At 54.7% G+C, this 24,532-nt stretch carries 23 protein-coding genes; 3 read left to right on the top strand and 20 right to left on the bottom strand.

Annotated features, from left to right (window positions below):
- Positions 1-11 precede the first annotated feature (11 nt).
- Positions 12-1,001: a succinylglutamate desuccinylase/aspartoacylase family protein gene (locus tag LA756_RS09805; RefSeq protein WP_224439694.1), complete on the top strand. Its 990-nt coding sequence runs from the start codon at positions 12-14 to the stop codon at positions 999-1,001.
- A 207-nt stretch (positions 1,002-1,208) separates the two neighbouring features.
- Here LA756_RS09805 and LA756_RS09810 read toward each other — a convergent pair whose 3' ends face one another.
- The 5 genes from LA756_RS09810 to flhA form a co-directional block, all read right to left on the bottom strand.
- On the bottom strand, positions 1,209-1,997 hold the full coding sequence (locus tag LA756_RS09810; protein WP_224439695.1) for a FliA/WhiG family RNA polymerase sigma factor: 789 nt from the start codon (positions 1,995-1,997) through the stop codon (positions 1,209-1,211).
- Between the two features lie 194 nt (positions 1,998-2,191).
- Positions 2,192-2,455 (bottom strand): hypothetical protein, encoded by a 264-nt coding sequence (locus LA756_RS09815; RefSeq protein ID WP_224439696.1) that lies wholly within the window; start codon positions 2,453-2,455, stop codon positions 2,192-2,194.
- A gap of 180 nt (positions 2,456-2,635) precedes the next feature.
- The gene (locus tag LA756_RS09820; protein ID WP_224439697.1) at positions 2,636-3,505 is read right to left on the bottom strand and encodes a hypothetical protein; all 870 of its coding nucleotides are present in this window, start codon (positions 3,503-3,505) and stop codon (positions 2,636-2,638) included.
- A 52-nt stretch (positions 3,506-3,557) separates the two neighbouring features.
- A complete protein-coding gene (gene flhF / locus LA756_RS09825; protein WP_224439698.1) occupies positions 3,558-4,715 on the bottom strand; it encodes a flagellar biosynthesis protein FlhF in 1,158 nt (385 codons plus the stop codon).
- A 12-nt stretch (positions 4,716-4,727) separates the two neighbouring features.
- Positions 4,728-6,779, bottom strand: coding sequence for a flagellar biosynthesis protein FlhA (gene flhA / locus LA756_RS09830; protein ID WP_261362108.1), 2,052 nt, complete (start codon positions 6,777-6,779; stop codon positions 4,728-4,730).
- A gap of 545 nt (positions 6,780-7,324) precedes the next feature.
- Between flhA and LA756_RS09835 the strand changes: the two genes are divergently transcribed.
- On the top strand, positions 7,325-8,500 hold the full coding sequence (locus LA756_RS09835; protein WP_224439700.1) for a sulfotransferase: 1,176 nt from the start codon (positions 7,325-7,327) through the stop codon (positions 8,498-8,500).
- A gap of 368 nt (positions 8,501-8,868) precedes the next feature.
- Positions 8,869-10,698: a DUF4332 domain-containing protein gene (locus LA756_RS09840; RefSeq protein ID WP_224439701.1), complete on the top strand. Its 1,830-nt coding sequence runs from the start codon at positions 8,869-8,871 to the stop codon at positions 10,696-10,698.
- Between the two features lie 266 nt (positions 10,699-10,964).
- On the opposite strand, the gene flhB is transcribed toward LA756_RS09840, so the two are convergent.
- From flhB to LA756_RS09915, 15 genes are all read right to left on the bottom strand, one after another.
- A complete protein-coding gene (gene flhB / locus LA756_RS09845; RefSeq protein WP_224439702.1) occupies positions 10,965-12,074 on the bottom strand; it encodes a flagellar biosynthesis protein FlhB in 1,110 nt (369 codons plus the stop codon).
- A 2-nt stretch (positions 12,075-12,076) separates the two neighbouring features.
- Positions 12,077-12,880, bottom strand: coding sequence for a flagellar biosynthetic protein FliR (locus LA756_RS09850; RefSeq protein WP_224439703.1), 804 nt, complete (start codon positions 12,878-12,880; stop codon positions 12,077-12,079).
- Between the two features lie 24 nt (positions 12,881-12,904).
- On the bottom strand, positions 12,905-13,180 hold the full coding sequence (fliQ, locus tag LA756_RS09855; RefSeq protein WP_224439704.1) for a flagellar biosynthesis protein FliQ: 276 nt from the start codon (positions 13,178-13,180) through the stop codon (positions 12,905-12,907).
- A gap of 15 nt (positions 13,181-13,195) precedes the next feature.
- Positions 13,196-14,122 carry a flagellar type III secretion system pore protein FliP gene (locus LA756_RS09860; protein WP_224439705.1) on the bottom strand — a complete coding sequence of 309 codons (927 nt, stop codon included), beginning with the start codon at positions 14,120-14,122 and terminating at the stop codon, positions 13,196-13,198.
- A gap of 3 nt (positions 14,123-14,125) precedes the next feature.
- A complete protein-coding gene (locus LA756_RS09865; protein WP_224439706.1) occupies positions 14,126-14,806 on the bottom strand; it encodes a flagellar biosynthetic protein FliO in 681 nt (226 codons plus the stop codon).
- A gap of 187 nt (positions 14,807-14,993) precedes the next feature.
- Entirely contained in the window at positions 14,994-15,626 is a 633-nt protein-coding gene (fliN, locus tag LA756_RS09870; RefSeq protein ID WP_224439707.1) for a flagellar motor switch protein FliN, read from the bottom strand.
- A gap of 34 nt (positions 15,627-15,660) precedes the next feature.
- Entirely contained in the window at positions 15,661-16,221 is a 561-nt protein-coding gene (locus LA756_RS09875) for a hypothetical protein (protein ID WP_224439708.1), read from the bottom strand.
- A 73-nt stretch (positions 16,222-16,294) separates the two neighbouring features.
- Positions 16,295-17,062: a flagellar motor protein MotB gene (locus LA756_RS09880; RefSeq protein ID WP_224439709.1), complete on the bottom strand. Its 768-nt coding sequence runs from the start codon at positions 17,060-17,062 to the stop codon at positions 16,295-16,297.
- A 12-nt stretch (positions 17,063-17,074) separates the two neighbouring features.
- Positions 17,075-17,851 carry a motility protein A gene (locus tag LA756_RS09885; protein WP_224439710.1) on the bottom strand — a complete coding sequence of 259 codons (777 nt, stop codon included), beginning with the start codon at positions 17,849-17,851 and terminating at the stop codon, positions 17,075-17,077.
- Positions 17,852-17,862: 11 nt separating this feature from the next.
- On the bottom strand, positions 17,863-18,084 hold the full coding sequence (locus LA756_RS09890; RefSeq protein WP_224439711.1) for a flagellar FlbD family protein: 222 nt from the start codon (positions 18,082-18,084) through the stop codon (positions 17,863-17,865).
- Positions 18,085-18,183: 99 nt separating this feature from the next.
- Entirely contained in the window at positions 18,184-21,024 is a 2,841-nt protein-coding gene (locus LA756_RS09895) for a flagellar hook-basal body complex protein (RefSeq protein ID WP_224439712.1), read from the bottom strand.
- Between the two features lie 60 nt (positions 21,025-21,084).
- The gene (locus LA756_RS09900) at positions 21,085-21,663 is read right to left on the bottom strand and encodes a flagellar hook assembly protein FlgD (RefSeq protein ID WP_224439713.1); all 579 of its coding nucleotides are present in this window, start codon (positions 21,661-21,663) and stop codon (positions 21,085-21,087) included.
- Positions 21,664-21,735: 72 nt separating this feature from the next.
- Positions 21,736-23,370, bottom strand: a complete 1,635-nt coding sequence (locus LA756_RS09905; protein WP_224439714.1) for a flagellar hook-length control protein FliK — start codon at positions 23,368-23,370, stop codon at positions 21,736-21,738.
- An 11-nt stretch (positions 23,371-23,381) separates the two neighbouring features.
- The gene (locus tag LA756_RS09910; RefSeq protein WP_224439715.1) at positions 23,382-24,080 is read right to left on the bottom strand and encodes a hypothetical protein; all 699 of its coding nucleotides are present in this window, start codon (positions 24,078-24,080) and stop codon (positions 23,382-23,384) included.
- A gap of 2 nt (positions 24,081-24,082) precedes the next feature.
- Positions 24,083-24,532 carry a flagellar FliJ family protein gene (locus tag LA756_RS09915; protein ID WP_224439716.1) on the bottom strand — a complete coding sequence of 150 codons (450 nt, stop codon included), beginning with the start codon at positions 24,530-24,532 and terminating at the stop codon, positions 24,083-24,085.

A 24,532-nucleotide genomic window follows, 5' to 3' on the forward strand; every position in this document is an offset into this window, starting at 1 on the left:
CCTAATCTCGAATGGACGCACGGAACCCCAAGCCGACAGTTCATCAACCAAGTCGTTCGTTCTATATCGACGGTCAAGCCGTCGCCCCAGGCAACCGTTTACGCCTGGAAATTCCTGTCGCTCGCCTTCCGACAGGTACCTACATTACCCTTCCGATCGAAGTGCTGCATGGCCCCGTTGAAGGTCCCACCGCTTGGGTCTCTGCCGCCGTTCATGGCGACGAACTGAACGGTGTCGAGATCGCTCGGATGCTGCTCGAAAAACTGAAACCGAACAAACTGATTGGTACGCTCATTGTCGTGCCGATGGTCAATGGCTTCGGCGTGATCAATCAAAGCCGCTACTTGCCTGACCGCCGCGACTTGAACCGTTCGTTCCCAGGCTCGAAAAGTGGCTCGCTTGCCTCTCGCCTGGCGAAGCTGATGATGACCGAAGTTGTCGAGCGTTGTCATTACGGCATCGACCTTCACACCGGCTCGAACCTGCGAACCAACCTTCCGCAGATTCGCGGCGACATGGACGATGAAGTAACGTACGAGTGCGCGTTGGCGTTTGGTCCGCCTGCCATTGTGCATTCCGACCTCCGCGACGGCTCGTTGCGCTCGGCTGCCAATGCCAAGGGAATTAAAACGCTACTTTACGAAGCTGGTGAACCGAACCGTTTCAACCACGATTGCATCCGCACCGGGGTCAACGGAGTGATGCGGGTTCTCTCCTTCCTGAAGATGCTCAAGACGCCGGTCAAACTTCCTAAACGGACTCCCAAAGTCATTCGTGAGTCGACATGGATTCGGGCCAAACGCAGCGGTATCGTTCGACTACTGATTGAACTGGGCGAAGAAGTCCAAGCCGGGCAGCAAATCGGCATCATCGCCGATGTCTTCGGCACCGAACCGAAATACCTCAAAGCCCCCTACGACGGCATCGTCATCGGCCTAAGCCACAACCCCATCGCTCATCAAGGCGACGGTTTGATTCATGTTGGGAAGATCGACTCCTAAGTCACGAAAGGGCAACCGCCCCCTTTCATTGTCGCATCTGTCGCCCTTTCAGGGCTTTGCTTCTTATTGACCGACATCCAGGGGCTCACGCCCCTGGCTACCTTCGACCGCCCCGAAGGGACTTAAGAAGTGCAACCTAGTGCATAAAAAAACGACCCATCCGAAGATGGGTCGTTTGCTTTTTCGTTTTCGATTCAGCGGCAAACGCTAAACCGTTCCGAATTCTGGCTTACGACGTCCCAGTTGACTTTGCAGTCGCGAGACGATGCTGCTGTGCATTTGACTGACGCGGCTTTCGCTCAAGTCGAGCGTGGCACCGATTTCTTTCATCGTCAGTTCTTCGTAATAGTACAGAATGATGATCAGACGCTCGTTGCGATTGAGCCCCTTGGTCACCAAACGCATCAGGTCATTCTTTTGAATGCGACGCGTGGGGTCTTCCCCCTTCTTGTCTTCCAGAATGTCGATTTCACGGACATCTTTATAGCTGTCCGTTTCGTACCACTTCTTGTTCAGACTAATCAGGCCCACCGCGTTTGCTTCGGTGACCATCTTTTCCAAATCTTTCAGTGGCATACCCATGTGGTCTGCCAGTTCTTGGTGGGTGGGTGCCCGACCAAATTTGGCTTCCAATTGCTTGGTCGCCTCGTTCAACTTGCTCGCTTTGGAGCGAACCAACCGGGGAACCCAGTCCATGGTTCGCAGTTCGTCCAACATAGCACCACGAATACGTGGCACGCAGTAGGTTTCGAACTTCACGCCACGGCTCATGTCGAACGCATCGATTGCGTCCATCAAGCCGAAGACTCCAGCCGAGATCAGGTCGTCAAGTTCGACCCCTTCCGGCAGGCGAGCCCAAATGCGTTCGCCGTTGTATTTCACAAGCGGCAAATAGCGTTCTACAAGTCGGTTTCTCAGTTCTTTCCGCGACGGGTCTTCTTTGTAGCTTTGCCACACTTCAGACACGTCATCCCTGGTCGCGGTCGTCGTTGCCATGCGTTCCTCCGTGAATCGCTCGTCTTGAGCTAACACGTATTTCTTATGAAATCGACGGACCTGAATCTTTCAGGTCACTTCCCCGTTGTTGGCAAAATGCCACTTCGGAAAGGGAATCGATCAGGTTATCCAATCTCGCGTTAGGGACTCGGAGATTCCCGGGGAGGAATTTCTTTGTCGGCCTATGCCGCGGGTTACGCGGTCTTGGTTGTCTTGGAGCCGCCGAGGTTCTCGTTGAGCTCCATCGCTTCCAATTCCGCATTGATGCGCTGCCGCACCGATTCGTCCACAATACGGGCTGCAGCATTTCCTATCAGCCAACCGATCGCTGCGAACAAAAACATTGCTGCCGTCGCCGCGATAAGAATCGACTCGATCCCGCCAGACATAATCAGTCCCCGTGTAATCACGGTGACCAATGCCGTCGTAGCCAAGATTCCCGCGTAGTCGCGTCCCATCGATTCCGAGTTGGTTGAGTTGTATCGATCCGCAAACCTTCTGCGTCACATGCGCATGTGACGTTATCTCGTTGAATCGACGCTCTAAAAACGAGAATTGAGGTAATTTTGCGGATATCATTTGTTTTGCTTGAAAAACTCGTTGCCAGTTCTGAAGTGATTGCAGCGATAGCATCATCGTTAAGCGGCCCGTTTCGAGGTTGGCGATTGGGAAAGGCTTAACGACATGCGTACCAATCGATCCGACATCCGCTGGATCGACTTACTGGCAGCGTGCTCAGCATAACGTTGTACGAATGGTTGGGCTGCCTTCGAGGCAGCACCGATCTCGGGGGCCACTTCTACGTGGCCAACCGATTCAATGGTCGAGTGCAGGAACTTCTGTGCGGTGGTATCCATCCCAGCCACAAGCTCGGCATGGCCCGTTTCGCTCGCCGCGCGGTTCATCACGACGTGCGTTACTTTCCTGGGCGAGAACTGATGTAGCCAGCGAATCCGCTCGTACCCTGCGGTGATCGCGTCCGCGGTCGGATTGAGCACCAGCAGAAACAGCTGAGCCATCCTCCACAGTTCGCCGGCCAAGGGGCTTACTTCGCTTCCCGCATCAATCAGCACGATGTCGGCATGCCGCCCTAGTCCCATTAGCTTTTCGATTAGTCGGTCGACCGCTGCGACCGGCCACTTCCCTGCCCCGTTGCTTTCGTCGGTTGGCAGAAGCAGAGATGCCGCCACGCCTGGCACAAAGTACTCGTGCAAGTCGTGGCGTCCTGTCAGAAGTTCGTCGATGCTGACTGACGGCGTTCGTCCTGTCAGCTGCGCGAGCCCCGGATTGCTGGGGTTCAAGTCGACCGTGGCAACGCGGTGCCCGGCCAAACCCATCGCACATGCCAGGTTATGACAAACGGTCGTTGTTCCCACCTGGCCGCTGCCACCAAACAACACGAAGGTCTTGGCCTTCGCGAAAGCTGGCGTGCCGCCGATCATCGCGCGCTTGGCGAGCATTCGCAGCAGCGTAGCTTGATCGCGGGGAAAAGAAGGTTCAAACGACATGGTGTATTGAAAGCGCGTGTCTTATCGGGTCGGACAATATTACGAGGAGTCTCTACAGGATGCGTGCTACCAGGTCTTCCGCGTCTGCCGCGGCGATGGCCTGAGGTACGTCCTGACCGTTGGTCACATAGGCCAACGGGAGCTGGGGATCTTGCAGAAAGTTCAACGTGTTACCCAACGATCCGACCTCATCTATCTTGGTTAATACCCAGCTGGAAGGCGTCACCGCCGCGAACTTGGTGACCGCTTCGGCAAGGCTCTTCGAGCTGCTCGGGGCGGACAGTACCAAATACGTCTCGTCAGGGGAAGCTGCTTTTATCAAAGAACGTAACTGCTGAACTTGCACCTCGTCTCGGGGGCTTCGTCCGGCCGTATCAATGAAGATTTGCTGGCAGTCCGACAGCTCGTTGATAGCATTGCGGACTTCCATCGGAGTCGAAACAATCTTCATCGGTAAGTCCATAATCTCGGCATACGTCTGCAGCTGATCGACCGCCGCGATACGGTACGTATCGACCGTCACTAAACCAACGCGGCGTTTGTAATCGAACTTCGCTCGCGCGGCGAGTTTCGCAATCGTCGTTGTCTTGCCGACGCCGGTCGGACCGATTGCCGCGACCACGCGTGGGTAGAGCCGTAGATCGTCGATATCGCGTCCGATATGAATCGACGCCGCCATCTCTTGGCGAATCGCTTGCACGAGAATCGCTTCGTCCTGCTGCGACTCTTCGGTGTGCGAAGCCAAAATGCGTTGACACAAACCATCGACCAAAATGCCCGGCACTTCCGCTTCGACTAAGCGTTCCCGAATTCGTAAAAGAGCCGGAGGCCAGCCTGGCCCGCTGCTGAAGAACGTTTGGCTGAACGACATCGCTTCCAGATCGATGCCCATATCTTCGGCCAATGTCCGATCGGGATCAGGCCTATCGACTTCTTCCGCAATCGCTTCCGTTGTTTCTTCTATTGCTTCGTCAATGGTCGCTTCGAGTGGCGGTTCTTGCTCTTCTTCCGGTTCGACAATCTCGAAGCGGCTTTTCAAGTCGGAATCGGCCGAAGCGGCGAGTTCAATCTCCTTACGTCCGAGCAGCCCCATCAGTCCTCGCTGCGGAACTTCTCGCGTATGCAGCAACGCAGCATCAGGCCCCAGTTCTTTGCGAACGAGCTCTAACGCTTCATGCATCGATTTGGCGCGAAATGATCGAATGTTCATGGTGGTTACTTACTACTGCTGCGGCGGCTGCTGAGGGGGTTGTTGCCCTGGCGGCGGGTTCTTCGCAGGCATCGTATCGCTGATGATGCCCATCGATTCAATCATCGTGTCATTGGTAATCTCGTTGTGGCTCAGCACGATCAAGTCAGGAATGAAGTTCCCTGTCAGCTGCTTGACGGCCGGTCGAATCTGCGGATTGACCAACACGATCGGCGGCTTGCCAATCTCACGCAGCTTCTCGATCCCTGCCCCGATCGACTTGCATGTCATCTCGATGGCTTGCGGACTCATACGTGCGAATGCCCCACGTTCCATATCAATCCCAGCCGCGATGCGGTCTTGCATGGCCGGATCGAGCGGCACTACGTAGACGCGGTTTTCTTTGTCGCGATATTTCGTGCAGATGGTGCGAGCCAGCTTATGCCGGACAAATTCCGTCAGCCAAACCGGATCCTTCGTGCGGCCGATATGGTCGCCCAACGTTTCCAGGATGCGAGCCAATTGCCGGATCGAAACTTCTTCACGAAGCAGCAGCTGCAGCACCGCTTGAACGTCGCCGATCTTCATCGCCCCAGGAATAAGCTCGTCGACCACTGCCGGCGAAGTTTCTTTCAATTCGTCCAGCAAGTGCTTCGTCGCATCACGGGTAAGCAGTTCGTCGGCGTGCTTCTTCGACACACGCTGCAAGTGCGTTGCGAGAACCGATGTCGGCTCGACGATCGTATAGCCCATCATCTCGGCTTGCGGCCGCATGCCGGGATCGATCCAAACCGCTGGCTGATTGAACGCGGGGTCGCGAGTTTTCTCGCCAGGAAGTTCTCCCTTGGCGCCACTCATGGCAATCGCTAGCAAACCATCGGGGTAAATCGTGTTCTCGGCAACGACGTTGTTGCTGATCTTGATGCGGTATTGGTTCTCGTGCAGCCGCATGTTGTCGCGGATACGAACCTTCGGCAGGATCACGCCAATCTCGCTGGCCACGTTCTGACGAACCCCGGTCACACGTGGCAGCAGGTCGCCGCCGCGGTTGGGGGCCGCCAGGCGAACGAGTCCGACGCCAAGTTCCATTTCCATCGGATCGACCGTTAAGTAATCCTCGATGCGGTCGTCTTTCTTGGCTGCTTCCTGCTCTTCCTTTTGTTTCTTTTCGACTTCTGCTTCTTCCGTTTTCGTCTTTTGGGTTTGGCCCTTCTTCGTCATCACCGCAATGCTCACGCACCCGGCTCCAATGACCAATAGTGGCAACGTCGGCAGACCTGAGAAGATCAACAGCCCCAGGAAACAGCCAGCGACGCCCAAGGCTTCCGGGCGCGAGAACAGCTGCTTGATGAATTCCACCGGCAGGTTCGATTCTTCGGTGCTTCGAGTCACCAACAAACCAGCGGCCAACGAAATCAGAAACGCGGGAACCTGGCTCACCAGGCCGTCACCGATGGTCAACTTGGTATAAACCTGAGCCGCTTCCAGCACTTCCATTCCGGAAGAAACGCCGATGATCAAACCACCGACGATATTAATCAGCGTGATAACAATACCTGCGATCGCATCGCCACGGACGAATTTACTCGCACCATCCATCGCCCCGAAGAAGTCGGCCTGCTGCGTGATTTCGGCTCGACGCTGCTGGGCTTCCACTTCGTCGATGATCCCGGCGTTCAAGTCGGCATCGATCGCCATCTGACGACCAGGCATCCCGTCCAACGCAAAACGTGCGGCCACTTCACTAATACGTGTCGCACCTTTGGTGATCACCAGAAACTGGATGAGCACGATGATGATAAAGATAATGATCCCGACTTCGACGCGGTCGCCAGCGACGAATTCGCCAAAGCTTTGAATCACGCCACCAGCCGCATCCATCCCTTCCGAGGCCGCCCCCGTTAGGATGAGTCGCGTGGTGGCCACGTTCAAAACCAGTCGAGCCAACGTAGTCGCAAGCAGCAGCGACGGAAAAATATTGAATTCCAGCGGCGTCTTCACATAGATAGTCGTCAGCAGAATGATCACACCGGCGGTGATATTTGCCGTCAGCAGCAAATTCATCAGCGGCGCCGGAAGCGGCATCAAAATCACCAGCACGCTGGTAATAATGCCGATCGGCAGGATCAAGTCCTTAATTCTGCTGAGGGTGAATTCCACGAGAATCTACGAATTTTTTCAGGTTTGGCTAAAGGTTTCCGTCGCCCGATCCGACATCGAGCGGGACGAAGATTACTGAAACCCCTTTTGGGTGTCCAGATCGATCAACTGCCTGGAAGTTGTTACTCACAGACGAGTTAACAGCGATTGGCCGTGCTAGCAGCCGCAGCCTCACAACACGCCTCGCGATAGCACAATCCCTTCCGATCCCCTCGCTCCTGATCTGGGTAGCCCATGGTTGCTTGCAACCTGGGGAGCGCAGCGAACGGAGGTTTAGCCATTGGTCCAACCACACACCAGCACCTCGAGTCGGCTTCGCCTCCCCAGCTTGCAAGCAAACTGGGCTACCCCACTTTTGACCTACCGTACTGCGGGACTATGCCAACCTTCGCTAGTCGTTTCTCTGTTTTTGGCGTAAACTTCGGTTCCAAAACCCCGTAAAAGAATGCCATTTCAGGAAGTCGAGCGACTTGAACGCCACATCCTCTGCCGCCGATCAAAGCACCCCATCGGCGGACGCTGCCAAACCGAAGAAGCCCAAAGCCAACAATTACCCTTGGTACACGCCCCGCGTCTGGCATGGCATGCGTGTCGGCACTTGGGGCAGTCTGCTAGCAAAGAACGGTTTCAAAGTGAACCCGCTCAAGCTCGGCTTGGCCGGTACGGTTTCGCTGTTCGCGATCAACAACAGTATCTGCCACCAACTGCAGAACTTGTTTTTTGGCAGCAAAATTCGGGACGCCAAAATCGAGAAGCCGATCTTCATTCTCGGCCATTGGCGGAGCGGTACTACGTTGCTGCACGAATTGATGCAGTCCGACGACCGCTACGCGACTCCCAACACCATTCAGTGCTTCGCCCCGAACATGTTTCTGATTTACGGGCGCATCATCGAGAACTACTTCAACTTCTTCATGCCCAAAAGCCGCCCCATGGACAACATGACCATGGGCTGGTCGAAGCCGCAGGAAGACGAGTTCGGCGTGCTCAGCCTGGGCGAAATGTCCCCTTACGTTCGGATGGCGTTTCCGAACAATGCCAAGCCTGAGCCTGATTTTCTGGACCTGGCCGCCGTTCCGCCAGAACGAAAAGAAGAATGGCTCGATACGCTCGACTTGTTCATGCGGATGGTGACCGTTCAGGAAAACAAGCCGCTGATCCTTAAATCGCCGACCCATACCGGCCGCATCGGCGAACTGGCCGAGCGGTACCCCGACGCCAAATTCATCCACATTGCCCGCGATCCGTACGACGTTTTCGCCTCGACGGTCCGCCTATGGAACACGATGGACGAAGTGCAAGCGTTTCAAGTTTCCAAAGACGACTATCGCGAATACGTCTTCGACTGCTTCGAGCGAATGTACGCCGCATACGATCGCGGTTTGGCTTCCGTTCCCAAGGAAAAAGTCTGCCAGACGCGTTACGAAGATCTTGTCGCCGACCCTGTCGCCGAAATTCGCCGCATTTATGAAGCGATCGACCTGGACGGGTACGACCGCATCGAGCAAGGCGTCCGCGACTACGCCGAACGCACGAAGGACTACCGCCGCAACCGTCACTCGATGGACGAAGAAACTCGGCAAGAAATCCAACGCCGCTGGCGAGGCTACTTCGAGGCAAACGGCTATCCCCTGGACGAAAGCTAACGCCGATGCCGTCGCAACTTCCCACTTCCCCGTCGCCATACCTCTTACGCGGTCCCCTCGCCCCTGAGAGGAGAGGGCTAGGGTGAGGGGCAATCCGGATCACCGTGTCGCGAACGCACACATAAAAAACATGTCCACGCGGACGTGAGCATGGCACCCAAATCTTCAACTTCACTTCCTGACGACCAGGAATCCGACTTGGGGAAAACGCCCCTTTTTCGCTAGAATTGTACGGTCGCTTCCTGCCCGCAATGCCGCTCGCATTGTCTGCCCCCTTGGTCTGCGGCAACCCAACACGAAGTCATTGATCAAAGCGATCACTTAATCCTCTAAAAAACGGAACAACTCGGTCGGGAAAGGACGCCCGGATGCATTTGCTGTTCGACATTTTGTACGCGGCCCACGCCAACGGGACGCACCATAAGCTGGCGTTGGACGCACTGAACCATCTGCCGGCCGAGAACAGCGAGCGCCGTCGCAACATCCTTCTGAAGCATTACGAGCCCTACCTCCGCGGCTCGAAAGATCCCGACAAAAAGTTTCGCGACTTCCGCAATCATGTGCTGCACCCCGCCCAGAACTTCTGGGGTGGAGCTCCTAAGGCAGCTCGGAAGTGGTACGACTTGCTCGTCGAATCGATCCGTTCGCAGAAATGGAAAGAGGTCGCCTACAACGCCGGCGTGCTGAGCCATTACTACTCCGATCCGATCATGCCGTTTCATACCGGCAGTAGCGAAGCGGAAAACAACATTCACCGCGCCGCGGAGTGGAGTATCAGTTGTTCGTACGATCGTCTGCGAGCCACTGCCGAACTGCGGGGACTGCCTCCGGTCCGAATGCCCAGCGGCACGGATTGGCTCGAACAGATGGTCCGCGACGGGGCGACCAGGTCACACGCGCACTATCAAACGCTGATCGATCACTACAACTTCAAACAAGGACGCCGCAATCCTCCGCGCGGGCTCGATGTCGTCTGCCGTGATGTGGCGTCCGAAATGATTGGCTACGCGATCAATGGCTTCGCGAAAATCTTAAACCGTGCCTTCGACGAAGCGGCCCACGATCCGCCCTATGTTTTGCTGGCACTCGAAACCGTGTTCGCCACGATCGAAATTCCTTCGCAGTGGGTCACGCAGCGAATGGAAAACAAAAAGGAAGCGGAACTCGTGCGGCAGATGTTCCGCGAATATCAGAAGACCGGCAAAGTCGAACGGACACTGCCGGACGATGTGCGGACCGTTCGCGACGAACTGGAAGCAGACATGAATCCCGACAAGCCGCGGGAAGAAGAAGGAGGCCGACCGCTCTACGAGGTGCCGCAGCTACCTGAGGTGAGCCTCTCGAGCTTGAAGCTGGTCGGTACACGCACGCCGAAACCGAAACCAACGCGTTCGGCCAAACCTGCCCCGGAAGAAACTCCGAAAGAACAACCGAAGCCGCGCGTTTCGATCCCGCTTCCTAACATCGAAAACGAACCTAATCCAAGACAGACAAAGTCAGAACCGAAGCCGCGCGAAGATACGTCGGACGAACCCGCCGAGTTCCATCCCGCCAAAGGCGTCACTATCCGCCCGAAGCTGAGCCCTGATACGCATATCCCGGAAGCGGAAGAGGAAGACACTGATCCGATTCCGGTGAAGCGGCGTGAATCGAAACCGCCAGAACCGGTCGCCGCCGAACCAAGCGTTCCCTCAACGCCGCCGACAGAATCGCGCCGCGAACGGGCTATCGAAGATCGAAAGCCGATCGAAGACAAGCCTTTGAAGTTTTACCTCGACTGGAACGACGCCGTCGTCGATGCCCCTTCGATCGGAAACAAGACAGCCAAAAGACTCGGCGGCGTGGGCATACAAACGGTCGCTCAATTGGTAACCGCCGACGCCAAAACGGTTGCTCCGAAATTGAAGGCGAAGCACATCACGCCGAAGCTGTTCGCCCAGTGGCAAGCTCAAGCGGAACTTGCCTATCGAATTCCGATGCTTCGCGGACACGACGCACAGTTGCTGACATCGTGCGGGTACGAAACGCCGGAAGATGTGGCCGGCGCATCGGCCAGGCAGTTGTTGGAAGAAGTCTCGGAGTTCGCAGAAACGTCTGACGGCCAACGCATCATTCGCAGCAGCGATCCGCCCGACTTGGAAGAGGTGACCAATTGGATTGCCTGGGCCAAGCAAGCACGACGATCGCAAGCCGCGTGATCGATCTTGAGCAGCGTCAAAATAAGGGAAATCGCCAACCCCTTATTTTCACTTCCCCCCTGCCCTGCCTCATTCGCATTTAATTGTACGCGTCTATTGTACAAGTGTACAACTTTTTTGCGCGACTTATTGATCAAACGTGAGCGAGACTTGCATCGAATCGAGGCCGATTGGCTCGCAATTTAAGGTCAGAACGGTATTCTAACCGGTTCGCTTGAACACTGCCCTGGTACAATGCATTCACGTGCTTGACAAAGCCGAAATGCTTAGGCAGCACGTCCTCGTTCGCGATCGGCTTCCTCCAGATCGGCCATCGTCGGCAGCTGCTTGCCTTGCAGTTCGTACACGTATTTCAGCACTTCCGCCACGGCGGCATAACGCTCCGCAGGCACCGGCTGTCCGATCTCGGCTTCCTTGTAGAGAGCCCTGGCAAGCTCCTTGCGTTCGACGACAGGAATGTGGTTTTCCAGCGCGAGTCGGCGAATACGCTGAGCGACCGATCCGGCTCCTTTGGCCATCACCACCGGGGCCGCCATCTCGAACGGATCGTACTTCAGAGCGATCGCCAGTTCGGTTGGATTGGTCACCACGACATCGGCTTGGGGGACGTCGGTCGACATGCGGTTCATCGCCAACTGCCGAGCAACTTGACGACGCTTGGCGATGACCTGCGGATCGCCCTGCATGGTTTTGATTTCCTCGCGAACCTCCTCCTTCGTCATCATCATGTCCTGCTCCGACTTCCAGACCTGGTAGGCGTAGTCGAGGATAGCGAGGATGACCAGCGCGGCGGCGATTTTCATCGAAGTCCACAGCGAAGTATCAAGCAGATACCGAGCGACTTCCATGGTGCTCATCGCGGAAAGCCCGAGGATGGTATCCATCTCGAACCAGAGCGTAACGCCGGCAACAGCCGAGATGATCAGCACTTTACCGATACCAAAGATCAGCTTCATCAAGTTCGTCAGCGAAAACATCCGCTGCACGCCGGAAGCGGGATTCACGCGGTTCCAATCGAAGCCAAGTTTATCCGGCAGGAACATCACGCCTGACTGCATCATGTTGATCGCGACGGCGGCGATGAACAAAACGGCCAAGATCGGCAGCATGACCAAAGCCAAACGCCAGAACGCTGTCGCGCTGTGGTGCGAGGCCCATAACTCGGAAGGATTCAGAGGAGGCACCGTCCCCAGCTCGTCCCGAGTAAACTCCCCGAGAAAATCGATCAGATCTCGGCCGAAGAACATCAACGATCCCAACGCGACTGCCAGCATAACCGCCGATACGAGGTCCTGGCTTTTGGGGATCTGCCCCTTTTCCCGCGCTTGCTCGCGGCGATGCGGGGTTGCTTCTTCGGTTTTATCCTGATCCGACATAGCTAGTTCCGAACGACCTCGTCGGCACGATGGAACATAGAGCGAATGTTATCGACTGTCGGTTCCACGGAACCTTGAAAGATCCACACGACACTACCGATCGTCAGCATCACGAATGCCATCAGCAGCATCGTGTTCATGCTGAAGCCGATCGCCATCAAGTTAAGCTGCGGAAGCGTGCGACTGATGACACCCATCACCAGCACGCCGACCAACAGAGCCACCGTTCCGGGGGCGGCGGCTTGAACACCTAGGATGAGCGAGTTCGCCAAGGTTTCGCGAATAACGTGTACCAGTTGAACATCGATCGCCGCCACGCCAGGTGGTATTTCGGCGAACGTATGCAGAAGTGCCGACATCAGAAATCGATGTCCGCCGATCACCAGGAACACAGCCAGAACGACTAAGTCGAACACGATTGCCAGCATCGGAACGTTATCGTCAAACGCTGGATTGAAGACGTCGGCAATCGATAGACCACCGATCTGACCAAGCAGTTGTCCGGTCATTTGAACGCCGGCAAATAAGATTTTGATCCCGAGTCCCAGCGACAAACCAATCACCAATTCGGCGACCATGATCACTAATAAATTCGCCGCGTTGCCAGGCTCTGGGAAATCGTAATCCCAAAAGACTGGGGTCAACATCAACGAAATCGCCACGGCCAGAAACGCTTTGATTTGAACAGGAGCGTAGCTTGCTCCCAGCACCGGCGCCGTCGCCACGAGACCGCCGATTCGCGTCACGATTGCCGCGAAGATCAGCAGTTGCTCAAGGTTCGGTTCCAAGTACCGAAGCAGTTCCATCGTGCGTGGCCCCCTGGGTCGCGACTAACCCCCGGCAATTCGCTCGGGAATATTGCTGAACAACTCGATGCTGTATCCAGCCAGCTTTTGAAAAATCCATGGCAACGTGAACGCCAACGCGATGGCCATCGCCAGGATCTTCGGCACGAACGAAACCGTTTGATCTTGAACTTGCGTCAACGCCTGCAGGAAACCAACCAGCAGACCGACAACCATCCCCACGACAAGCACCGGCGCACCAATCACCAGGCACATCATCATGGCTTGGCGAGTTAGATCGATCGTAGTTTGGACACTCATCCAGGTAGGCTTTCGTTAAAGGCTGGGGGCGAAACTTTGCATCAGCATGCCGACGATTAATGTCCAACCATCGACTAAGACGAATAGCAAAATTTTGAACGGTAGCGAGATCATCACCGGCGGCAGCATCATCATCCCCATCGAGATCGTCACGCTGGCAATCACGATGTCCAAAATCAAAAACGGGAGATAGATTTGAAAACCAATCAAGAACGCCGTTTTCAGTTCGCTCAACATGAACGCCGGCACCAAGGCCTGCATCGGGACGTCGTCGTACGATTGCGGCTCGCCGATCTCATCTCGCGTTTCCTTCGGCAGGAACTCGAAGAACATCCAAACATCGTCGCTGTTGCCGGCAATGTCGATTTGCTTCGACATGAAATGACGAATTGGCTTCACGCCTCGTTCCCAAGCCTCGTCTGGCCCAGTCACTCCGGTGATGGGATCTTCCTCGGCAAACAGCTTGAATGGCTGACCCGTTTCAGGATTGATTTCCTGACGCGTATAGGGGCCGACGCTTTCCTGGTAAACCTCTTGCCAGTACGGATGCATTACCATGAACGTCATGAACATGGCCAGCGCTGTAATCACCTGGCTGGGCGGAAGTTGTTGAGTACCAATTGCCTGACGCAGGAGGCCCAAGACAATGGTGATCCGAATGAAACTGGTCGTCATAATCAGCAGTGCCGGGGCAAGGCTGATCACCGTCAACAGCACCATGATTTGGATCGTACTGGAAAGCCCTTCCGGACTCGTCCAATGTTCGGGGCCTGCTTTGACGAAGTCGCTCAGACCTTCGACTTCCTTTTGAATCGGTTGATCCAAAGGACTTTGAATGAGGTTTTCAGGAATCGACGAAGCTTGCTGCGCAGCAACAATCGCAGGCTGTCCGACGACAAAACCAACGACCAAGAGACAAAGAATTGTTCGCAGCAACCGCATCGCTTAGGCCTCCAGGAATCCACGAGTCGGTTTATGCCCCATCTGGGTCAGGACTTCCTGAAACGTCGCTGTCATGCTGCCCGGCGAGTCTTGGCGAACGATCGTCAACAGACGTTCCACTTCGTTCGGCTCGGTGATTTCGGTCAGCGTTTCGACACTATTCGGCGTGACACACAGCAGCAACAGCTTCTGCCCGACACGAACCAGTTCCAGCTGCTGTTTGCCGCTAAGCTGGCTTTTGCCGAGTACCTGAATGATCTCTTTGGAAAGCCGACCGTTGTTCGGCTTCATGTTCTTTTTGCCGACCCACGCAAAGATCAGGAACAAGCCCACCACGACGAACAAGCTTGCCGCGATGCTGGCCGTTTGATTGCCTTTGAAGTTGAACGAAGGGAGTGAGACGTCGTTATTCTGGGATTGAGTTGGCTTCGGAAGTGGCAACGGCTCGGCCGCTGCCGCAGGATTCGCAACAACGGGAGCTGCTTCTGCGTGAGGAGTTTCAGCAACTGCTTCAACATGCAAAGCTTGAGCCAACGGTGGAAATGCCGGAGGGGCTTCGTTCTGAATTTGCAACGGCTGATTAGGAGGTACCTGAGCGCCGGAGTAATCGTTGGCAGCAGCGATCTGTGACCAGGCGAAGCTGACCATCATCGCAAGGCACCAACCATGGATTCCGTTCCGCATGAAATTCTTCCTGAAATTCACTCAAGTCGCGAAAGCGACCGGTCCGAAAAAGATAGTGGGGAGTTAGCTTCCTGCCGTCTCCCAAAAGCGACAAACGTCGCGGGCAAGCATCTTAGAAACAAGGCCGTCTCGGCTCAAGACGAATCGTCACGAATCAAGCGAACCAGTCCGCTAGCAATGCGGAAAACTAGACGACCGCGTCACCGACAATCAGTTCCGTAATACGAACGCAGAAATTGTCGTTGAGAATCAACACTTCGCCGCGGGCAATAAGACGTCCGTTGACGAAGATATCGACCGGATCGCCGGCGAGTTTATCGAGCGGAACGACCGAGCCTTTCTTCATTTGCAGCACTTCTTCCAAGTGCATTTCGGCCTGACCCAGTTCGATTTTGACTTCCAGTTCGACATCGCGAACCAAGTCGATGGTGGCTTTATCGGTGCTAGCAGGCGAGCCGCCGAAGTCTCGCAACGTAAACGGTGCAATCCCGGCCGGCATATTCTCGTTAGGCGCATTGAGCGAAGCGATCGCTGCTTCGGCCTGATTCAAAAGATATTCCATGTCGGACTGAGCGGCCGCGCCACCTGGCTGTCCTTGCGGAGGCTGCTGCGTAGCGGTTGCGGCGGTAGGTTGTGCCGGCTTGGCTTGCGGAGCTTCGGCGGGTCCAGACTTCTGCAACAAGGCTTCAATCTCGTTCTGGTCGAGCGCTTCGAGATCTTCATCCTTTTTTGGGGCAGGAGCACCGGGGCCCACATCACCAGACTTGGCCTGGCGAAGGAGTTCTTCGATCTCGTCCTGTCCCATTTGATCGTCAGTCATCGGATTCCATTCCAGATGAGAGGTTCGTCGGTCGTTATTGCTCGACGAAAGAAAACTCGCTGAAGACGATGGAATGCACCATCGGCTTACCCAAGATGTTGTTGGTTTTCTCTAAAATCTTACGCTTAAGCAACCCCAAACTAGGATCGGTCAATTCCCCTTCGTCGCTGCTGCGGACGGTGACGATCACTTGTTCACGGAAACGATTTTTGTTCTTTTCCATTAGTGATTCAAAGTCGGCCTGGTCGCTAGCACGAATGGTCGCGTAAAGATGGAAGTCGATTCGCATCGTCGATTCGCTAAGTGGACGATACGCGGTGATACCGAAAGGATCGCCCAGATCGATTTCCATGGTCTCTTCATTGGCTGCCAACGGCTGGGGTTCGTCGACACCGGGCGACTGGGTCGCTTCAGTTTCCTGAGCCTGCATTTCCGCTGCACGAATGACGTCTTGCGGACTGGGGATGATCAAATAGGCGACCACACATTCCAGAAGGACGAGAACAAGAATCCCACCTAGGATCTGCATTTTTGCCTTCATAGGAGGTCCCTTCGTTACGTCGGGCGATGCGGTGCTGGCTGCTGAATCGGACATGGATTTCCGCTTTCCGGAAGTTTCACTACGTTGCTACGCTGCACAAACGTAGCATGCAATAGCGTGCACGCAGCTAGTTTCCGGAAGCCTCGATCGGTGGAGCACGTCGATTGGCTTGTTCTTGGGCGGTCCCGACCAAATCGTCGATAACTTCGTCCAGCAGAAAGACTTCCACCCGAGGGTTTTGCTTCAGCAGCAGTGGATCGGTCCCGATATGGAATGGCTCGTTCTTCCCGGCAACTGCGACACGCATACGCCGTTCGTCGATGCCTAACGAGACGAGAAATTCCTTTACCGCCATACAACGGGCGTAGGCAAGATCCCAGTGCGTTTTATAGGGACTATCCGGAGGTAACGGACGCAGGGATGTGTGACCACGTATCTCGATCTTCTGCGGCTTGCCGCCGAACTCGAGGCTTTGCGCCTGAAGCGCGGCGATGGCCGCATCGGTTAGCTTAGCACTGTCCTCGTTGAAATAGACGACCGTTCCAACCGCTGTCTTCGATCCAGGCCGAATAATCCGAACCTGGGGACTATCGCCGACCGGAGCTTTCACTTTATCGCCACCGGCGTGAGTCGAAAAACGCTTGGCTCGTCCCATCGTCGCAAGCTTAGCGAGATTGGAGTTACGCGGTTTGGCGTTGCCTGCGATCACGCTTTCCATCGAGCTATCGTGGCCGAATTGTCGTCGGAACGATTCGACAAGCGCTTGATATTGCTCTTCTTTTTTGATCTCGCTCATCGAAACGAGCATGATAAAGAAAGTCAAAAGTAGCGACATCATATCGCCAAACGTGACCACCCATTCTGGGATGCCACCTCCATCGTCTTCATCGTCCATGGCGTGGCTCCCTTACTTTTCAGCGTCCATTTTGGCGCGAACCGACGGTGGCAAGAAGGTCCGCAACTTCTGTTCGATCACGCGTGGGTTTTCGCCTGACTGGATCGACATGATGCCTCGAATGACGATCTCCATGCCGAGTAGCTCCTGCTTGTTCAAAAAGCCAAGCTTCTCGGAAAATGGCAGGAAAAAGACGTTCGACACAATGGCTCCGTACAGCGTCGTCAACAGGGCCACGGCCATCCCGGAACCAATCGAGCTAGGGTCGCTCATGTTGCCGAGCATGATGATCAAACCGAGTAGTGTCCCGATCATTCCGTACGCCGGAGCAAATCGTCCCATCTGATCTGAAACGGCTTTGGCGTCACGATGGCGTGTCGCGACGGCGTCCATTTCGGTACGCATGATATCTTCAATCGCGTCCGGCCGAGTACCATCCACCGCCATTTGAATGCCAGTGATGATGAACGGGTTATCAATCTCGCCGATTCGGTTTTCCAGTGCCAACAAGCCGTCACGTCGGGCTGTTTCCGCGAGGCTGACAATTTGTTGGATCAGGGCACCATAATCGGTGGCTTTATTCAGAAAGATGACTTTCAGCGTCATCGGCATTCCCAACATCGATTTCAGCGGGAAAGCAATCATGCATGCGGCCAACGCACCACCGCACACCACCAGAATCGACGGAACGTCGATGAACGCGGTCAAGGACGAACCAGGCGCGATCAGAATGGCTACGAGAATGAGACCAATCGCAGCCAATAGTCCGACGACGGATGCGATATCCATGGTGATTTATTCTATTTTTCCCCGACGTTGGGTCGGGCAAATCCTGGGGGTAACAAATTTTTGCGTTGGTGGTACTCAATAACGCGATCCACGACAACGTCAGTTCCCTCCTGAACCACAATTCGGTCCCCGTTCGTCAGGGTAATGAACGTGTCAGGATTAGCCTCGACGTAGCGAATTAACTCCGCATTGAGCACGAATGCTTCACCACCGAGTCGGGTCAATTTGATCATCGCGGACGCTCCATTTCGAAGCACGGAATGCCTAGTACGCTAATCAAGCAGCGCACTAGGCGTTCAAACGTAGGTCAAAACTACGGATGTGCTAGCGATTTATCGACGGAGATTTAAAAGTTCGTCAAACAACTGCTGAGCCGTTGTAATCACTCGCGAACTACCTCGATATTGCGTGGATGCCAGAATCAAGTCGATCAAGTTACCACCGATATCGGTATTACTCAGTTCGACCGCACCGGCAATGACATCCCCCAGACCGTCGGCACCTGGATCGCCGGTCACCGGCAAACCTGAGTTCACCCCGGTCGCGTAAAGGTTTTCACCACGCTGCTCCAAACCGGTCGGGTTACCGAAGCGAGCCAGCTGCAGCATCCCCAAGTCACGGTCAACACCGTTAGAGAAGACACCACGAATGACACCATCTTCACCGATGATGAAGCTGTTCAGCGTACCTGTCCCGGAACCATCCTGACGCGACGCATTGAGCGAAGCTTCATTCGCGGCGAGACCGGACAATTGCGTGAAATCCAAGTCGAACTCAAGCGGCGACTGCGATGGAATATCACGTCGCTGAATAGTGACGGTGTTATTATCGGTACCAACAAAGTTACCATCGCCGTCGAAGTAGATAAGCCCTGTGCCGACGGCGATCTCCGCTTCGCCAATGTCACCGGTGTCCATAGCGGCGTCGTTGTCTGGCGAATCGGCGTACCAGCGATAGACGGTGTTCGTTCCGTCGCGGCTCTCCAGCGTCGCCGTCACGCGAACGTTAATCGGAATACCAAGTGTATCGTAGACAATAAAGTCAGAGACCGCACTTTGGCCGACCGCTTCCTGAACGGTACCGAAGTTCAAGTTCGGGTTCTGCAAAACGCCGCTGTTGTTGTCCAACGTGAACGAAGACAACTTGATATCAACCCCATTGTCGACACCATTGTTCGAGACAACGCGAATACGACCGTCGCTGATCGAAATACCTTGCGATAGCGTGCCTGACTCTCCTGGAATCGAGTTGGTCGACCCAGGAATCGGGTTGGCGTTGCCGTTGACCGACGGCTGAATACCTGTGGAGGACTGAATGAATTCAAGCAGTTCCTGAACGATCGTCGTGTCGGTAATCGTAAAGGTTTTATCGTCGAGTTTTCGATCCCCTTTGTAACCTGTGAAGCTCAGTTCACCGACCTCGAAGACGTTCTCAAAGTTCAAGCCGTCTCGTTTGACGACATCGACCAGGAGCGTGTTCGAGTCGATTTTCGGGCCGTCCAAGTCGATTGTCTTGTTGCCTGGCACGGTCAGATCGGAAATGGCCGAGTCTGGCGTCGTATCGATGAAGTCTTCGCCAGGATCGAGTTCGTCGACGAGGTAGTAGCTCGACGAGTCGGTCGACAGGTTTCGATAAATACGAACTTTGTCGTAAGCCGGGAAACCACCTTCAGCCGGAGGTGTCGGTGGGATCGGCAAGTTGGAAAGTTCGATTCGACCATTGACCACGTTCTGCGGGCCGATTGCCAACGATGGTCGCGATTCTTCTTCACCAGCACGTGCGAACGTTACCAGGTAAGTGTAGTTACCGTTGATCGTCTGGGCATCCAGCTGATCGGTCGAGAGCGGCGTGCTGCCGTCATCAACGTATGGCGATGCAGCTGCAGCCATCGTGATGGTGTCTAACTCGTAGAAGTCAGAACCCCCAGCAGCAGTGCGATAGATGCGAACCGAATCGTAATCACCACTGGTTGGGATATCGTCGAGAACGACCGAGTAACCATTCCCATCGGCAGGGCTGCCAGATACGGTTACGGTGTGGGCATTCGACGGTGCGGTTTCATTACCGGAGGCGTCAACAAAGGTGTAACGGTATTGATAGACATCGCCACCATCCAGCGTGCCGTCGACCCCAGTACCACCGATCTGCGAAGCATTCAGCTGAGTAGCTGTCGGAGCGGCGGCCGTATCGGTAACCGGTGATCCCATCGCAGACGAGCTGACGAGGAAGTAGGTCGCACCGCCGTCGTTACTGCGGTACATGTTCAACTGCGAGAACGAACTCGACTGAGGCGGATCGGTGAACGTGACCGTATTGTCGTTGGCTGAAGCGTTCCCGTCGGCAAGCGTTACCGCGTAATCCGCGGAAGCCAACGTTTCTCCCGAAAGTCCAGCATTCGAGAAAGTGAATCGATAGTTGAATGTACCATCAGGCACCGAACCACCGGCACCTTCTGTCTGCCCATCCGTGGTTGTCGCCACCGTTGGTGTTACTGCGGAACCAGCTGTGATCGCGCTAATATTCGGCTGGGTCGCAACCGAAACGTTCATCGACGACGTATCAGGTCGGGGAACGGCCGAGTTACCGAGAATGGCACTTTCGATGACCTGACCTTGGGTGGCAAGATCGCCGGTCGCGGTAAGTGTTCCTTCCAGATAAACGTTTTCCGTTGCTTTCGCAACGCTCTTGGCACCCAGCGGAATCGTCAGCGGCACCAACTGGGTACGTTGAATCTGGAAGTTCTCGTCAATCCCAAACCCAAGCACACGTTGGCCCGTGATGGTGACGAGTTCATTTTGCGAGTTGGTCTTGAAGATACCGTTTCGGGTATACAGCGTTTCGCCGTTGCCACCTTCAACGATAAAGAAACCGTCGCCTTGAATCGCCAAGTCGGACGGGCTGTTACTGACTTCAATCGTCCCTTGCGTGAAGTTCGGAGTAATCTCTGCGACTTTGGTACCGAGACCTGTTTGGCGCGGGTTCGTGCCACCATTGGAAGAAGTTGGTTTCGAACCGAGGCTTTGAGTTTGCAGGAACTGGGTCGCAAACGTTGCCTGCGACGCTTTAAAACCAACCGTCTGCGAGTTGGCCAGGTTATTACCGGTAACGTCAATTTGCGTTTCGGCTGCGGTCATCCCCGTCAGTGCGGTCGATAGTGCAGATGCCAAACCCATGATTATGCTCCTTGCAAGAGATAAAGCTTCTCCAAGTCCATGGAGAGCGTGGTTGATTTGTTAGGAAGTCACTTCTTCTGTTTCGTCGCTGCCGGAATCATCGCCGCTGTCAGTATCGTCTCCCGAGTCATCCCCGGAATCGGTGCCACCATTGGTTCCGTCGGTTCCATCCGTGCCGTCGGTTGGTGGGTTTTGAACCTGAGCAGGCAGAATGGTGAAGATGTCATCCATCTTCACGTCTACTGTCTGATCGCCAGTGTTCACCTTGAGGGTCATGTCTCTCGTTCCGTCGTCGTTCGGAGCGAGTTGTACGCTTTGCACCACGCCAAACAAAACGTACCCGTCATCGGTTAACGCTTGCACTTGCTTTCCGATCAGGCCACTGGCGGTCGAGATCCCCTGACTTTGCTGCATCGATTCCAAAGACTCACGCAATTGATCGGTCGCACCGATCTCGCGGATCTGGCTGATCTGCTGCAGCATTTCCGAGTTCTCCATCGGATCGAGCGGATCCTGGTTCTGCAGTTCGGTGATCATCAACTGCAGAAAGTGATCCATGTTCAACTCACGCAAGTCGGTTGGCTGCTTGGCAGTTGAACTGGAACTATTGGTCGACGAACTGGAATCGATTCTTGACATGATTCGCTCACGGAAAAGTGAACTGCGGTTTATTTGTTTTTAAACTTCTTGGCGACAATCAAAACAACTCAATCAGATCGTGACGTTTAAGTTGCGACTGTCTCGCTCGGCTTCTTTGTTGACTGATTCATTTGCCTTAGCAGTGGTCTCATCTTCATGACTCCCCTGCCCTGACTCGCCGCGCGATCCACGAGAACTTCCCTGATCGCTCGATTGGTCGGCAAGATTCGACATGGAACCATCTGGTGTCGTTTGCTGGCCCATCAATTCAACTTCAAACTGCTGAACTTGAATATTGGCTTCCGCCAGGCGTTCACGCAGTTGCGGCAAGTTATCGAGTAGCACCTGACGCGTAGCAGGATTTTCTGCTTCGACTTTCGCCAGCATGTTTCCATTTTCAATTTTGATTTCGACCTTCAGTTGGCCCAACTCTGAAGGGTTCAAGCGAATCTTGATCGACTGGCCTGGCGGAGTAGATTCGACTGCTCTCGCGACCCGATTGATCAGGCGAATCTGTTGCTTTGGATCTAACTGCGTCGTCGGCTTCCCTTCGGTTGTCTTTTGCAACGTACCGCGTTGGAAACCTCGCTGAAGTAGCGACGCAATGTTGTGCGTTCCAGTAGGCTGGCTGCTATTCGCTGACGCAGCCGAATTCGATGCCGTGGCACTTGCGTTCGCCGCGGCTGCCGCTAATGCTTCGGTTGCTTTGCTAACTGCTTCAAAGGTTGCCTGAGTCGATGAATTACTGGCATTACCTAGAGAGGTATCGTCTGGCTGTGCATTAGCATCCTGAGATGCCCGCGGATTCTCTTGTCGGCGATCGTGCCGGGAAGAATCGTGCTGCGACGATGCCTCCGTGTCGGCTTCTACTTCGGCGACTTGTTCCGTAGCGTCGGCCTGTTCAGCTCGAGCTTCCTCAGCAGCTTTTCTCTCGTCCGACTTGGCTATCGGGGCATCATCCGGGGAAGCACCTTCAGAGGTTTCATCTACGACAGGTTCGATGTTTTCTTCTGAAAAAACTTCTGCATTGCTTTGAGTTTCCTCAGAAGATTTGGCGTCTCTGGACTCTGCATAGCTGCCGGCATCGGCAACCACTTCTTCGGCTGCAACGGATGTATCAAGCGGCTGTTCGGTTCCGGCTTCATTACCATCTACGAGCGGCTGAGCTTCTGCGAGGCTCTTATTTTCTGCCAGGTTTTCTACGTCAGACAGACCTTCGGCTGTCTCTTCCCTAGCTAGGGTATCGGGCGCGGCGAGAATCGTTTCTTGTTGTCCCGCAGAAGCAGAGGTCTCTAATGCGGCTTGGTCTGGTTCGCCCGCTGCTTGCTCGTCTGAGGTCGTTTGCGATGAAAACTCCGCTACCGCAGCTACATCTTCCGGATCAACGGCATCCTCATCGGTCTGCTGAGAATCGCCTGCTTCGTTCGGGTACACCTCAGGAGCATAAGCGGATGGTGACTCGTCGTAGCCATCGTGAAGATTCGGATCGTCCGTTGGAGCGGTATACGATTCGTTCGTTTGATGGGGTGCGGTGGCTGTTGAAGCGACCGGATCGAATGACTTCTCTCCCTTGCCAGATAATGCCTGGGAGGTCTTCATGATCATATCGAAGAACGCCATCGGATCGGCTGTCTGCGCGTTACCACTGCGCGACGCGTTCCCCCATTGCGAGGTCGAGTTCACCGATTGAGAGGATGATGATTCCATGATATTCCTCGCTAGTTAGACGGCGGCGCGAACTGTTGCAGTTGATCGCGTGCGTCTCCCAGGATTTCCGTATCGGGCATTCCGCGTCGAATCTCGTCTAAGATATCGGCCAGCTTTTGCTGCTCTTCTTCTGAACGAAATTCGCCCATGATTTTCTTTCGCTTGTCGGTCGACATCGCTTTGACGATTTTTACCACGTCAATCATCGCTTTATCATCACGCTCGAGCATCATCAAGATTTGCTCTTTGGCCTGACGAGGATCCAGCGCTTCCAACGTCCGTTGGACTTCGACGATGGCCTCGTCCAGGACGCCATCTTCCAATGCTTTCAGCCGCTGATCGAAGCCTTGCTTGAGTTGATCGTAACGGCGTCGCTCTTCCATTAAGCTTGACTGCATATTCCGGAGGTTTTCGATCCCCGTATCAAGTGCTTGCAGACGAAAGTCGAGTGCCAGATGTCGCTGGGCTCGTTCATCGATAATCTGCTGCATGTCAGGTTCTTCGTTGTCCTCTTCCGGCTCGTCTTGATTTTGAACCTCTTCGCGGATGGCTTCTTCATCGATGCCATACACGATTGCCATCAACGAGTAGAACTTATCCTTGGTAAATGTCCCTGAATTGGCGAACATAGCCACGCAGATTACCTGGGCCAAAACTGTCGCCACGCAGAGGTAGGCGAAAAACGCTCCCGCCATTCTTACCAAAGCCACCACTACTCTCCTTTACGCATGAAACCGCTCAATGCGATTTCGTCCATTTGTTTTGCTTCCACGGCTGCCTCGCGCTGCTCGTGCTGTTCCTGCTTCTGCTCTTTCAGCTTCTCGAGCGTTCGGACTTCATGGTCCGCATCAATCAATGCCTGCCGTCGCTGCTGAATATGAGGTCGTAGTTTCTGCATCAACTGCTGTTTTTCCAGGTGCAGTGCTTTCAGGTACATCACTTCACGCTGCGAAGCGGTAATCAAGTCGACATTCAAACTGCCACGTTGTGTGACTTCGCGAATGTAGACATGTTGTTGTTCAATTTCGCCCAGGATTTCCGTTTGATGTTCTTTGAGCTGTTCTTCCGCACGAAGGACTTCAGCAAGTTCCGCGCGACACCGATCCCGCGCGGCGATCTTCAGCCGCAGATAGGTCTCGAGTCGAAAACGGAATTTTGCCAT

The organism is Bremerella sp. TYQ1 (assembly GCF_020150455.1).
Lineage (GTDB): Bacteria > Planctomycetota > Planctomycetia > Pirellulales > Pirellulaceae > Bremerella > Bremerella volcania_A.